The sequence below is a fragment of the Anaerovibrio sp. genome (genome assembly GCF_051866355.1).
In the GTDB taxonomy this organism is placed as follows: domain Bacteria; phylum Bacillota; class Negativicutes; order Selenomonadales; family Selenomonadaceae; genus Anaerovibrio.
In genome coordinates, this window is the sequence record NZ_JBJDWZ010000061.1 from 3,077 (window position 1) to 17,591 (window position 14,515).

At 54.0% G+C, this 14,515-nt stretch carries 10 protein-coding genes; all 10 read left to right on the forward strand.

Annotated elements, in window-relative coordinates:
- The first annotated feature begins 24 nt into the window (after positions 1-24).
- The gene (locus ACI3UA_RS03540; protein ID WP_439723452.1) at positions 25-825 is read left to right on the forward strand and encodes a tRNA 2-thiocytidine biosynthesis TtcA family protein; all 801 of its coding nucleotides are present in this window, start codon (positions 25-27) and stop codon (positions 823-825) included.
- Positions 826-1,191: 366 nt separating this feature from the next.
- On the forward strand, positions 1,192-3,294 hold the full coding sequence (locus ACI3UA_RS03545; protein WP_439723453.1) for a peptidase domain-containing ABC transporter: 2,103 nt from the start codon (positions 1,192-1,194) through the stop codon (positions 3,292-3,294).
- Between the two features lie 2 nt (positions 3,295-3,296).
- The gene (locus ACI3UA_RS03550) at positions 3,297-4,676 is read left to right on the forward strand and encodes an HlyD family type I secretion periplasmic adaptor subunit (protein ID WP_439723454.1); all 1,380 of its coding nucleotides are present in this window, start codon (positions 3,297-3,299) and stop codon (positions 4,674-4,676) included.
- An 11-nt stretch (positions 4,677-4,687) separates the two neighbouring features.
- Positions 4,688-6,859 carry a peptidase domain-containing ABC transporter gene (locus tag ACI3UA_RS03555; RefSeq protein ID WP_439723455.1) on the forward strand — a complete coding sequence of 724 codons (2,172 nt, stop codon included), beginning with the start codon at positions 4,688-4,690 and terminating at the stop codon, positions 6,857-6,859.
- A 26-nt stretch (positions 6,860-6,885) separates the two neighbouring features.
- Positions 6,886-9,399 (forward strand): lipase family protein, encoded by a 2,514-nt coding sequence (locus ACI3UA_RS03560; protein ID WP_439723456.1) that lies wholly within the window; start codon positions 6,886-6,888, stop codon positions 9,397-9,399.
- Positions 9,400-9,720: 321 nt separating this feature from the next.
- A complete protein-coding gene (gene dapB, locus ACI3UA_RS03565) occupies positions 9,721-10,512 on the forward strand; it encodes a 4-hydroxy-tetrahydrodipicolinate reductase (protein ID WP_439723457.1) in 792 nt (263 codons plus the stop codon).
- 64 nt (positions 10,513-10,576) lie between these two features.
- Positions 10,577-11,608, forward strand: coding sequence for an aspartate-semialdehyde dehydrogenase (locus ACI3UA_RS03570; RefSeq protein WP_439723458.1), 1,032 nt, complete (start codon positions 10,577-10,579; stop codon positions 11,606-11,608).
- Positions 11,609-11,945: 337 nt separating this feature from the next.
- On the forward strand, positions 11,946-12,953 hold the full coding sequence (locus tag ACI3UA_RS03575) for an HlyD family secretion protein (RefSeq protein ID WP_439723459.1): 1,008 nt from the start codon (positions 11,946-11,948) through the stop codon (positions 12,951-12,953).
- A complete protein-coding gene (locus ACI3UA_RS03580) occupies positions 12,950-14,104 on the forward strand; it encodes an ABC transporter permease (RefSeq protein WP_439723460.1) in 1,155 nt (384 codons plus the stop codon). Before ACI3UA_RS03575 ends, ACI3UA_RS03580 begins: the two co-directional genes overlap by 4 nt.
- Positions 14,097-14,515: ABC transporter permease (locus ACI3UA_RS03585; RefSeq protein ID WP_439723461.1), on the forward strand; the 419-nt coding region annotated here is incomplete at its 3' end. The genes ACI3UA_RS03580 and ACI3UA_RS03585, both read left to right, overlap by 8 nt.

A 14,515-nucleotide genomic window follows, 5' to 3' on the forward strand; every position in this document is an offset into this window, starting at 1 on the left:
TGCAGGACAGGATGTGTACACAGGATGAAGTTTCAGTTGCCACAGCTTTATTTTAGCAAGCTGATGCGGGCGATTACGGAGTTTGAGTTAATTGAGGACGGGGACAGAATTTTGATTGGCGTGTCTGGCGGCAAGGACAGCATTTTCCTTGCCTACGCCATGGCCATGATGCGCCAGCGGCTGAAAAAGAATTTTGAGCTGATGGCGCTGACCATCAATCCCATGTTTTCCCAGGATTTTGATACAAAACGCATCGGGGCGTTTATGGCGGAGCTGGAAATTCCCTTTGACAGCTTCGAGGTGGATATTGCAGGAACCATTGAGGCACAGCAGGGCAAGGACCCGTGCTATACCTGTGCCTTTTTCCGCCGGGGGGCGGTGAACCGCTATGCGGTGGAGCAGGGCTGCAACAAGGTGGCCTACGCCCATCATCACGATGATGCGGTGGAAACCTTTTTTATGAGCCTTTTGTATTCCGGGCAACTGCATACCTTTACCCCGAAAACCTATCTGGATAAGACCGATTTGACGGTTATCCGGCCGCTGGTGTATTTTCGTGAGCAGGAAATCAGGGAGGCGGTTCAGTACCACGGCTTCCAGCCGGTGCCTTCGCCCTGCCCTCATGACGGGCATACGGTGCGCCAGAAGGTAAAGGATTTGATACGGGTCATGAGCGTGGAAAATCCCCAGCTGTATCCTCATCTGGGGGCGGCCATGCGGGAGGATGCCCTGGGGGAGCTGTGGCCTCCGGTGAAAACCCGTAAGGAAATGAAAAAGCAGTATTATGAGTATATGTACGGCAAGCAGAATATGGGTGACGACTAGGCTATGCAGGTGCCGGTTTCAGCAGTATTTCCATATATAGCAGGATTTTTTGCTATTTTGGACGGGGAGCGGTCAGCGGTATAGAATACGTTTTTTGATGCGTGATGAGGAATAACGCATTGTAGTTAGTAATAAAAAAGGAGCAGGGCGATTGCTCCTTTTTTATTTTGGCAAATATTTTGGCAATTTTGCAGTGAAATTTACTTGAATGAATAAACAATACAAAAGAATATCGTCATGCAGGACAATTTATTCGTGATTTAAATATTTTAATCCTATTGACAGATGTTCAGCTTGAATGTAGAATAATTTCATGATTGAGCATACTCAAAAATTCTTTTCTCAACTACAATGTGAGGGTAAATTATGCAGATAGAAGAAGCAGGGCTTCTGTGGTCGGGGATTTGCTGCCTGATGCAGCTGCAGGAGATAGAGCTGGAAAAGGGCACAATGGCAAAAGCAAAGGAGGCTCTGCCTGAAAGCTGGCGGGAGCTGCCGTCGTGGGGCAAGCGGTGGGGCATGTCCATCAGCATACGCTCCATGTCAGTGGCTGACCTGTCTTCCTGCCGGGAGCCTGTAATGGTCAGGATAAAAGATGGCAGATACCTGATTCTGGGCAAAAGCAATGAAAATCAGGTGATGACGCTGGATGTTGCCAGTGGCAGGAGCAGCAATATGGGGCTGGAGGAGCTGACCGCAGTATGGACGGGGGAATGCCTGCTGCTGCGGGAGCGGTTTTCCCTGCACAGGGCGAGGAAGAAGTTCGGTGTGCTGTGGTTCCTGCCTTTTTTGAACAAGTACAGGCGATATCTGGCAGAGGTGCTTGCCGCTTCATTTTTTCTGCAATGCCTGGGGATTGTAACGCCGATTTGCACGCAGGTCATCATCGACAAGGTCATAGGCCAGCAGGGGATTGCAACCTTGACCGTGCTGGGGGCAGGGCTTGCCTTCGCCGCCTGCTTTACCTGCGGCATGAATATGGCGAGAAAGTTCATAGAAGTATCAGTTGTCAACAAGATGGATGTGACACTGGGAAGCTACGTCATGCATCATCTGCTGTCATTGCCGCTCAGGTACTTTGAAGTCAGGCGTGTAGGGGACACGCTGACGAGGGTATCTGCCCTGACGGGCATCAGGGATTTTTTTACCAGGGTATCACTGACAGCATTTCTTGATGCATTTTTTTCGGTGACATTTTTTATTGTCATGGCATATTACAGCGTAAGCCTCACCCTGCTGGCGCTTTTGCCACTGCCTCTCTATCTGGTGCAGAATATCGGCGCCGCGCCTGTTTTCAGGAAAAGGCTGGAGGAATACTGGCAGGCAGGCGCTGTCAGCAACGCATTTTTGGTAGAGTCAGTTACAGGTGTTCAGACTGTGAAGGCTATGGCTGTGGAGCCGTGCTTTATCCGGCGCTGGGAGCATCTGCTGGCGCGCAGCGTCAGCTCCGGCTTTAACAGCTTCAAGCTGGGGCTGTTCATCAATACGTCGGCTTCCGGAATACAGAATTTTTCCACGCTTTTGATATTGCTGGCAGGCGGCCATCAGGTCATGGACGGGACGCTGACGATTGGCCAGCTGATAGCTTTTCAGATGCTGGCGCGTCAGGGAAGTGAGCCTCTCCATCGCTTGTCCGGCATCTGGCAGCAGGTACAGCAGGCCCTGCTTTCCGTGCAGAGGCTGGGGGATATTATGAATACCCGCTGTGAGGTTATGGCCGGGGAAAGAAGAAAAAAACTGCAGGGGTCGATTGAGTTCAGCAATGTTTCTTTTTATTACGATGCGGAGGCCGCTCCCGCCGCCGACAATGTCAGCTTCAGGATTGAGGCCGGGCAGAAGGTAGGAATTGTGGGGCCGTCAGGCTCCGGCAAAAGCACCATTGCCAAGCTGGTGGAGCAGCTGTATCTGCCTTTTGCGGGAGAGGTGCTGATTGACGGTATTCCCGCCAGAAAGCTTGATAAGCGCTGGCTCAGGAGCAGAATCGGGGTTGTGCAGCAGGAAAGCGTCCTGTTCCGTGGCAGTATAAGGGATAATATTGCCTTTGCCCGGCCGGGGGCAGGTACGGAGCAGGTCATGCGAGCCGCTGAGCTGGCAGGCGCCCATGAGTTCATTCTGGAGCTTCCTGACGGCTATGATACGCAGGTAGGGGAACAGGGCAGCAGGCTGTCCGGCGGGCAGCGCCAGCGGGTGGCTATCGCCAGGGCGCTTTTAGCTGATCCGGAAATAATTATTTTTGATGAGGCCACCAGTGCCCTGGATTATCAGTCAGAGCGCATTGTCATGGACAACCTGAAGCGCATCGCCAGAGGGCGCACGCTGCTGATGGTAGCCCACAGGCTGTCATCGGTCAGGGATTGCGACTGCATACTGGTAATGGAAAAGGGCCGTATGGTGGAGTTCGGCAATCATCAACAGCTCATGGCAAAGCAGGGGCTATATTATAACATGCTTAAACAGCAGGAGGGGTAGATATGTGGGAAAGGCTGCGCCTGTATCTGGACAGGTGGACTGCCAATGCAAGGGCTGGCAAAAAAGGTGAATTGACGGCGCAGGAAAGGGAATTTTTCCCGCCCGTGCTGGAAATGATGGCAAAGCCTCCGGCACCGGCGGCCAGAAAGCTGCTCTGGGTGCTGATTGCCCTTCTGATTGCTGCTGTTTTGTGGCTCTGCTTCGGCCATGTGGATGAGGTTGCAGTCGCTGAAGGAAAGGTCATTCCCAGCGGCGAGGCGAAGGTGGTACAGGCAGAGGACAAGGGCGTCATCAGGAATATTCTGGTTGTTGAGGGGCAGTATGTCCACAAGGGCGATTTGCTGGTGGAGCTGGACACGACCATGACGCAGGCTGATTTGGACAACCTGCGGCACAGGGCAGCATATTATGAGGCAGATATAAAGCGTTTGCTGGCAGAGCAGTCCGGAAGCGGCTTTGAGCTGGCTGAGGATAGCTTTCTTGAGGGGCAGGACAGGCTTTTTCAGCAAAATCTGTACAGCAGCAGGATGGCTCATTACCGGTCGAGGCTGGCAGAGGCGACATACAATCTCAGGCAGCAGGAGGCGGCTCTGGATGCGGAGCGTTCCGGCTATGAAAAGCTGTCGAGGCTGTATGTGATCGCCAGGGAAAAAAATGACAGGGTAATGAAGCTGGCCGATGAAAATGCAATTTCGACCTTTACGGTCTTGGAATATCAGGCAAAGGCCGTGGAGCTGGAAGAGGATTTACGGGGACAGGCACATAAGATTGAGAAGGCGGCGTGGTCGGCAAGGCAGGCACGGCAGCAGCTGGAAGAGCTTCGGGCAGAGCATGACAAGGAAATCACGGCTATGCTGGTGGAAAGCAGGAGGCAGCTGGCATCCTGTCAGGAGGAATTGAAAAAGGCTGAGGAAAAGAAGCGCCTGTCCATGCTGTGTGCGCCTATAGATGGCAGGATTGCCCATCTGGGAGTGCATACGGTTGGCGGCGTGGTGACGCCGGCCCAGGCCTTGATGGAGGTGGTGCCGGAGTCTGCAAAGCTGGAGGTTGAGGCCTGGGTGCAGAACCGCGATATAGGCTTTGTGCAGGTGGGCCAGCCTGCCGAGGTGAAGATAGAGGCGTTCAGCTTCCAAAAATATGGCACGCTCCACGGCAGTGTGGAGAGCATCAGCCCCGATGCCATGGAGGACAAGGATAAGGGACGCCGTTACAGGGTGGTAATAGAGCTGGAGGAACCACAGTTCCAGCTTCGTGACCGCACGGCTGACATTGCCTCCGGCATGACTGCCAGCGCGGAGATAAAAATCAGGCAGAAGAGGATTATCGAGTTTTTCCTGGATCCATTCCGTCAATATCGCAGTGAAGCACTGCGTGAACGATAGGAGGGACGGAAATGCTGCATGAAGAGAAGCCTGATGTGAATAATAGCAATAGTAATAATAGCAATAATGCAGATTCCCTGCTAAGATGCCTGCTGGCTGTTGCCAGACTGCACGGAAAGGCGGTGCAGGAGCAGCAGATAAGGAGGACATACGCAGCCCATGCCGGCGGCATGAATATGCTGGAGCTTTTGCAGGCCGCGAAGGGAATTGGCCTGCTGGCCAGGGAAATGCAGGTATCGGCGGATAAGCTGGAATTCTTGCCCATGCCATTTATCGCTGTTCTGCAGGACATGAGGTATGTGGCAGTGCTGGGCTGTCACGAAGGCGTGGCGCAGGTGTACAATCCTGCCGTCAGGCAGGCTGAAAGGGTGGAAATAGAGCAGCTGCGGCAGCTATGGGGCGGCAGCTGTGTTCTCTTTGCTGACAGGCCGGAGCTGGCCGAAGCGCAGGGGGAAGGTGCCGGATGGATTGTCAGGATACTGCGCGGATACGTGCCCCAATTTGCCAAGGTGCTGTTTTTATCCCTTTTGCTTCAGCTGCTTGGTCTGGTGAGCCCGTTTTTTACGCAGGTGATAATCGACGACGTATTGGTTCACAACAGTGTATCGACACTGGATATCATGGTGGGCGGCATGGGGCTGGTCATGCTGTTCCGGCTGCTCCTTGAGGGCTTCCGCAGCTATATTTTTACCAGCGTGGCCAGCAGGGCGGATGCGAGGCTGAGCTCGGGCTTGTTTCATCATCTGATATATCTGCCGGCAGCTTTTTTCGGCAGGTGGTCATCCGGTGAAATCGTTGCAAGGCTGAGGGAAGTGGAACAGATACGTCAGTTTATTACCGGAACAGCCATGACGGTGGTGCTGGATGTGGTGTTCACCGTTATCTACATGGCGGTGATGTTTCACTACAGTGCTGAGCTGAGCCTGATTGTACTGCTGGCGGTGCCTGTCTATACCGTGCTTAACCTGATTGTGGTGCCTATATACAGAAAGCGCCTGAATGAGAATTTTGAGGCCAATGCGGCCAATCAGGCTTACATAATAGAGAGCATTACAGGGATTGAGGCCGTTAAGCATGCGGCGGCAGAAGGCGTTCTGGAGAAGCGCTGGGGAACTCTGCTGGCAAAATACGTGCGGTCAAATGCCGCCATTGCCAATCTGGTCAACGTTGCAGGCAGTCTGGGGGGATTGTATCAGCAGCTGTTTACGCTGGCTATTCTCTGGTATGGGGCATATCTGGTCATGGAGAACAGGCTCAGCGTCGGCCAGCTGGTTGCCTTTCAGATGCTGGCAGGCATGGTGGTTTCCCCGATTATGCGCCTTTTCAGCACCTGGCAGGGATTTCAGCAGGCGAAGGTTTCACTGGAAAAGCTGGGGGACATTATGGGCAGCCGGGCGGAGGCTTCGTTTAACCCGAACCGTACTGTACTGCCGAAGCTGCAGGGGCATTTGTGCCTGGAAAATGTGTCCTTCCGCTATGGCACGGAAGGGCGGCTGGTGCTGGGGCACCTTTCGATGGACATAAGGGCGGGCAGCTGCATAGGCATCGTAGGCCCGTCCGGTTCCGGAAAAAGCACTATTACGAGATTGCTGCAGATGATGTACGCACCGGAGGCTGGCAGGATACTTGTAGACGGCGTCGATATGGCGCAGATGGAGCCTTCCTGGCTCCGCCAGCAGATTGGCGTGGTTCTGCAGGACAGCTTTCTCTTTAATGGCACGATAGCTGAAAATATTGCCATAGCCAGGCCGGAGGCCGGGATGGAGGAAATTGTGGAGGCGGCAAGGCTGAGCGGGGCATGGGATTTTATTCAGGAAATGCCCAAGGGGCTTGAAACCAACGTGGGAGAGCGCGGCAGCAGCCTGTCCGGCGGGCAGAGGCAGCGGGTGGCTATCGCCAGGGCCCTGATAACCAGGCCGCGCATCCTGATTTTGGATGAGGCTACCAGTGCCCTTGATTACAAGTCAGAGCGAAGCATCATGCAGAATCTGCATTTATTTGCCAAAGGCCGCACGGTCATCATGATAGCCCACAGACTGCCAACTGTAATGCAGTGCGATAAGATATATGTCATAGCCGGGGGTGAGCTGGCAGAAGAGGGGAAGCATGAGGAGCTTTTGGCAAGACAGGGGATATATCATTCACTTTGGATGCAGCAGCAGGTAAGGGCTGTTACATTATAAATTTATTTTTAGAGGGGGATTTTTTTATGTCGTTAATTGGAAATCTGCTGGATGATCTGGAAGGCCTGCTGGAGCGTGACTCCGGTACGGATACAGATGCCGCTACAGCTCAGGCGCAGGAAAGCCTGAAGGCTGCCAAACTGCAGTCTGCCCTGGAGCAGGCCGCGAATACCGTGGCTGCCGTGGGTGGAAGGCTGCTGAGCGATCCGCAGGGAACACTGGAGGAAGTGGCCGAGGATGCAAAGGTGGCCATCTGGGGACATAACGGGCCGCACCCTGTAACGGATGCCGTCAACTTTATCAAGGGGATTGCCAGCATTACCGGTGACAATCTGCTGCGGACATTTAATGTGCTGGCAGGTGATGTAACGCCTGTACAGATGGAGCGGCAGGAAAATGCGGTCAGCCAGGCGGAGGGAGCTGTCATTGAGAGCAAGTTTAATACAGGGGCCTCGATAGGTGACATGTCCTGGCTCATCTACAAGGGCAGGCTGAATTCCAATCAGGAAATGCAGGACAAGTGGCAGCAGTACAAGGAGGTTGAAACCAGCCACGGCTTCAACAGCTGTACCTACGTCAACAGCGCTGACAAGCAGGTGGTGATTACCCTTGAGGGCACCCAGCCTAATAGCGATTTGAGCATGCTGTGGCTCAGCAAGGACGGGCTGGCCGATCTGGAGATTGGTCTGGGAGTTATTCCGCCGCAGATGCGCGAAGGCTATGAGGAGTTCAAGACTATTGTGGCGGATGCCATGAACGCGTATGTCAGCCAGGGCTACAGCATTTCTGTGGCAGGGCATTCCCTTGGCGGCGGACTGGCCCAGATGATGGCCGGCATGTATTACATTGATACCGGTGTGGCACTGCCGACGCTGGCAGAGGCCGGTCCTGGCATGCTGGCCCAGCTGAAGCTGTACGCTCAGGAGCAGCTTCTGGCCGGCAAGGAAATTCATACGCCTGATGGCAATATTGTGAGCCTTGGAAGCGGTAGCCTGGTGGAGCAGGCATCGGAGGCAAAGGCAATAGTAGAGTCCTTCAAGGCACAGGATTTCAGCTTTGTTACCAATATGATTACAGAGGGGGACCCTGTAGGCGCCGTGAATTATGATGCAGACCCGGAGAAGGACGGGCATGTAGGCGTTTCCATCATCGTGCCGTATCTGCTGACGGCCAGAGAGGATTTGCAGGATCTGGAGTTTGCGGTTCTGGATGATGCCAATGCCATGCACATCGTGACGCCTGAGCTGACGGATGAACTGGGGCTTGGCAATATCTGGGCAACCAGATTTGACAGGCATGAGCCGGATCAGTCAATTGCCCTGTGGTCAGGTACGGCAGTAGGCTTTAAGGACCCGAGTGTGGTAGGTGCGGGAAGTGCCCTGTACCGCCAGTATCTTGACCCGAGGCAGGTGTGGGAAGGCTCGGAGCTGAGCCTGCCGGAGGTAACTATGTTTGGTACAGCCGGTGATGATTACATCGAAACCGGCGACAAGCCAACCCAGGTTTATGCAGGAAACGGCAATGATATCGTAGTCGGCGGCGATGGCGGCAATATTCTGGATGGCGGCCTCGGCGACGACATCCTTTTTGGCGGTGCAGGTGATGATTATCTGGCCGGCGGCGAGGGTGACGATATTCTCCTTGGCATGGAAGGCAATGATATTCTCTATGGCGGTGCAGGCAACGATTACCTTGACGGCGGTGCAGGCAGTGATTTGCTGTTTGGCGGCGCCGGGGATGATACCCTGGTATGGTCTGCCGGCAACGACATCCTCTGCGGCAATGAGGGGAATGACACCTTCATTATACGCGAGGGCGTTCAGGGACAGGGCCAGATAAAATGGGAGCGCAATTACAGCAATTTTGGCAACGACAACGTGATTTTTGAGGGAGAAATGGCAGAGGGAAGCAGCATTCTCATGAATTTTGCCGATGAAATCCGTTTTCAGGATATGCGCTGGTCCGTCAATGGCAATGATATCGTCATGACGGATAATCTGGGCGATGCCCCTGCTTCTGTCACCTTCAAGGATGCCTTCACCACCATGGCGCAGAATAGCGGTGCCATAGACATGCAGTTTACCAATGGCAGCCTGTATGTAGATGATGTTATGTACAATGTTCAGGCCGGTGCAGGCGAGGTGCATGCCGCTTCTGATCTGGATAAGTACAAGGGAACAATCATGGTTGGCTCTGCCGGAGACGACAAGCTCTATTCCGGCAAGGGTGATGACCTGATGTTTGGCGGTGACGGAGCTGATACTTTTGTATTCGGCAACAGCTTTGGCAACGATATTATCGCAGGCGGCACCTCGGAGGATGTAATCCAGTTTACCAATGCGTTCAACGCTCAGGAGTATTCCATCAGCCAGAATAATAACGACCTGGTTATCTCCTATCAGCAGACCGGCATGAGCACCGAGCATACTCTGGTTTTGTCCGACTGGTACGCTTCCGGCGATCACATTGAAAATGTGGAGTTCAGCAACGGCAGCTTCAGCATAGCTGATGGAAGCTTCAAGAAGCAGGCTGCTGTATAAGCATTTTTGAACTGCCGTCAGGCTGTGGCCTTCCGCAGGGAATTTTATTCTGATGTGGCAGCTCCATAGAAAATTTTAACAGCCATTGGCGGGAAGCCCCTGCCGGGCAGGCGGGATATCTGTATATCCTGACCTGTTCGGCGGGGGATTTTTATTGGCGGAAACCAGCGGTGGAAATCAACTTTGCACGTTGCCCAGGTAAATACTTTTGTAATTTTCTGGTGGATTTTTTTACAAAAAGGCTTGCATAGAGAGGTTTTTTCCTTTATTATATTAGAGTATCTGAATTTTGACTAAAAATGTTGTTTGGAGGCGTTGACTTTGATTAAAGTTCTGGTTAGCGGTGCCTGCGGCAGGATGGGACAGGCAGTTGTCAAGGCTGTCATGGAGGATTCCGAGCTGCAGCTGGTAGGTGCAGTGGATATTGTGGCCGGTGCAGATGCCGGTGAGATGGTCGGCATGGGCAAAAGCGGCGTGATTGTTGCTGATGACCTGGCAAAAGCCATTGATGAAACCAAACCGGAGGTAATGGTTGACTTTACCCGTCCGGATGTCGTATATGGCAATGCAGTTCTGGCTGTGAAAAAGGGTGTATCCCCTGTAATCGGTACCACCGGCCTCTCCGACGAGGCAAAGGCGGAGCTGGAGGCTTTGGCAAAGGAAAACAATACGCCTGTGTTTATTGCCCCGAACTTTGCCATCGGTGCCGTGCTGATGATGCTGATGGCGAAGCAGGCTGCCAGATATATGCCGGAGGTGGAGATTATTGAGCTGCATCACGACAAGAAGCTGGATGCTCCGTCCGGTACGGCCCTGCAGACTGCGGCCATGATTTCCGAGGTGCGCGCTGCCCATCAGCAGGGCAATCCGGAGGAAACCGAGAAGGTTGCCGGTGCCCGTGGCGCCAACGTGGACGGCATGCACATTCACAGTGTGCGCCTGCCTGGCTACGTAGCCCATCAGGAGGTTATCTTCGGCGGACTGGGACAGACCCTGACCATCCGTCATGATTCCCTGAACCGTGAATCCTTCATGCCGGGTGTGTGCCTTGCCTGCAGGAAGGTACGCGGCCTTAGCGGACTGGTAATCGGCCTTGACAAGGTTATGGAATGATTTATTTGTGTGCCGGCCGCAGGGCTGAGCTGATGCTATTAACCATTGAAAGGATGTTAAGAATATGAAGAAGTACAATGTTGCTATTCTGGGCGCTACCGGTGCGGTAGGTCAGGAATTTTTGAATCTGATTGAGGAGCGCAATTTTCCTTTTGCAGAGCTGAAGCTGCTGGCTTCCAAGCGCTCCGCAGGTAAGAAGATTCAGTTCATGGGCAAGGAGTACACCGTTGAGGAGGCTACTGATGCTTCCTTCGAGGGCGTTGATATCGCTCTCTTTGCCGGCGGTGCCGCCAGCAAGACCTTTGCTCCTGCCGCTGTAAAGGCCGGTGCTGTTGTTATTGATAATTCCAGTGCCTTCCGCATGGATCCGGAGGTGCCGCTGGTAGTGCCGGAGGTAAATCCGGAGGCTATTGCCGGGCACAAGGGCATTATTGCCAACCCGAACTGCTCCACCATCATCATGGTTATGGCTTTGAAGCCTCTGTATGATGTGTCCAAGATTAAGCGCATCGTGGTTTCCACCTATCAGGCGGTTTCCGGCGGCGGCAAGGAAGCTATGGCCGAGCTGGAAGAGCAGGTAAAGGCCATCAACGAGGGCAGGGAGGTTGTTGCCAACATCCTGCCGGGCGCATCCCTGGCCAAGCACTATCAGATTGCCTTCAACCTGATTCCGCAGATTGACGTCTTCAAGGAAAATCTCTACACCAAGGAAGAGATGAAGATGATTGATGAAACCAAGAAGATTATGGGTGATGATTCCCTGCGCATTACTGCTACTACCGTCCGCGTGCCTGTTTACAGAAGCCATGCAGAGTCTGTCAACGTCGAGTTCGAGGATGAGATTTCCGTGGAGAAGGCGCGTGAGGTTCTGGCCGCCTTCCCTGGCGTTACCCTGACGGATAATCCTGATGAGCAGGTTTATCCTATGCCGCTGGAGACCTCCGGCAAGGACGATGTGGAGGTTGGCCGTATCCGCAAGGATTATTCCATCGACAACGGCCTGAACTTCTGGGTATGCGGCGATCAGATCAGGAAGGGTGCTGCCCTGAATGCCCTGCAGATTGCCGAGTATATGATTGAAAAAGACATGTTTTAATGAGAAATGACATGTGCTGGTTGTGCAGGGGATTGTATTCCTGCACAATCAGACGGTAACGGGAAGCCTGCGGCAATTGCTGCGGGTTTCTTTTTTTGACAGGGAGATATTCAGGCGGTATTTTGTTTTTTTATGTTTCAGGCATCGGCCGTGCGTGGGGATGACTGCAATAAATATTCAAAATACCTGTGGACTGCTGCGGTGATGTTTTGGACATCCCTGTGGCAGTCCTGTTTTTTTTGTAAAAATAAGACTAGACAAATTTTCAGGTTAATGCAATAATATAAGAATAAAGGGATGCTTGAACGCGTTTAATCGCTTATTGGAGGGGAATATGATGGTAATGAGGAAAGGTTTTTCCGCAGCTTTCCTGCTGCTGGTACTGCTGGTGGTTCTGGGCGGCTGTGGCGGCAATACGGCAGCTGAGGACGGCAAATGGGGCAGGGCAGACGCCAAGGAGATAGATGTCAGCTCCAAGATTCCGGGCCGGGTAGTGGAGCTTCTGGTGAAGGAGGGTGACAGGGTTGAGGCAGGGCAGGTTATCGCCCGCATTGACAAGCGTGACCTGATCGCCCAGAAGGAGCAGATGGTGGCCAACATTGAAGCCATCAGGGCCCAGCAGGGCCAGGCGGCCATTTCAACGGTTTTTCAGCAGGGCTCTACCAGTGCCGGAACAAGCTCCGCCAGCGCGGCGCTGGAGCGTGCCGGTGCTGATTTGGAAATGGCAAGGGCAGATTATGAGCGTTATGCCGCCCTGGTGGAAAGCGGTGCGGTATCACGGCAGGCCTTTGAGAAATACAGAACCCAGTATCAGGTGGCACAGGCGGCCTACAGCCAGGCACAGGCCGCGGCGGCACAGGCCGCAGCTGCTACCCTGCAGACTGATGTGAGCAGGGCAAACGAGGCAGTCACTGCCAGTAAGCTGGCGCAGGCCGAGGCCGCTCTGAAGCAGCTGCTGGTTTCTCTGGATGAAACGGAAATCCGTGCGCCTTTTGCCGGGGTGATTACCGCCAAATATGTGGAGGAGGGCTCCATGATATCCACCGGCACGCCGCTGGTGGCAGTACAGGACCCTGATGATAACTGGGTGGATGTGAAGGTGCCGGAAACGGAGCTGGGGAATTTTGCCCTCCATCAGGAGGTGCGCCTGCAGGCCCGTGACGGAAAGACGGAGGTTACAGGCACGATTGTGGATATCAGCCGCAAGTCAGAGTTTGCCACCCAGCGCGCCACCAGTGAGCGGGGCGACGCTACGGATATCATCAGCTTCAACGTAAAGATTCAGGTCAATGACAGTGCACTGCGTCCGGGCATGCGCTTCAAGCTGCTGGGGGGAAGCCTATGAGCCTGTGGAGGATAATCCTGCGTGAAACGCGGCTCCTATTGCGGGGGCGTATTTCACGGGCCATGATTCTGGCAGGCCTGCCGTTGCTTTTTACCCTGCTTTTCGGGCTGGTATACGATGAAAATGTGGTCAACAATATTGATACCGTGGTATACGACCAGTCCCAGAGCAGCCTTAGCCGCACCCTGATTCAGATGTATGATGACTCGGAAAGATTTCATCTGGTATCCTACGTGGATTCCGAGGAAAAGCTGCGCGAGGAAATATATACGGGACGTGCCAGGGTGGCCCTGATGATACCGGAGAGCTTTTCCGGGGATATAAAAAGCGGTCAGGGCAGCAAAATCCTGCTGACGGTCAATTCGGCCAATAACATGTTTGCCAACGGAGCCATGAGCTCGGCACAGGAAATCAACCGCAGCTTTTCCGTGGCCGTAGGCCAGAAAATGCTGGAGGCGGCAGGCCTTTTGCCGGGAGCGGCCATGGCGGCAGTATATCCTCTGCGGCTGGGAGTGCGCATATTGGGCAATCCCGTCAATGGCTATTCGCAGTTTATGCTGACGGGCCTGATGCTGAACGGCTTGCAGATTGGCATTATGATTACTCTGGGAACGTACCTTTATGATGAGCTGGCCAGGGGAAGGCGCCGCTCTGCGAGGGGGCTTCTCCTGACGCTGGGCAGGGCGGTTCCCTATGGCTGCTTCGCCATGCTTGGTTATCTCCTTTCCCTGCTTCTGGCGGTTTACGGCTTCGCCATTCCTATGGCGGGAAATGTGGCTGATGCCTGCCTTCTGGGGGGAGCGTATATATTTTTCGTCATGGGGGCAATCTCCATATTTTCCGCCTGCGCCCCGAATCGTCCTATGGCCCTGCAGAGCCCTATGCTCTACATCATGCCGGGGCTTCTGTACAGCGGTCTGTCCTGGCCTTCCTTTGAAATGGAGGGCGCGGTGGGCATTTTTTCCCTGCTGCTGCCTATCAGCTATGCAGGTGACTGCCTGCGGGACATTATGCTGATGGGGTATGCGCCGGAGCTGTGGGACAATGTGCTGAGGATGCTGCTGTTTGGCAGCGGCTGCTTTGCCATAGCTGTCCTTGTCATGGCACTGCGCCAGCGGAAGCTGCAGGGAGGTGAGGCCGTTCATGGGTGAGCAGGCAAATGAGCTTTGTTATCTGTTGCGCCGGGAGTGGCGGCAGACAAGGGGAGATATGCGCAGGCTGGTCTTTCTCTTTGGCGCCGCCATGGCTTATCTCGTTGTGTTCGGCATGCTGTACATGCCCAATATCGTGCAGTATGTGCCTGCGGTGATTTATGATGCCGCCCAGACCGCCAAAAGCCGGGAAATCGTGCAGGCCTTTGCGGACAGCGACAGCTTCCGCATCACTTCCTATGCCGCAAGTCAGGAGGAAATGCGGCAGGCCGTGCTGGAAAAGGAGGCCTATGTGGCCATAGAGATACCGGCGGATTTTTCCCGGCGATGGGCGCAGGAGGGGTCGGCCACGGTACTCTACATGGTGAACGGCTCCAATATTATTCTCACCAATGTTACCAGCTCTGCGGC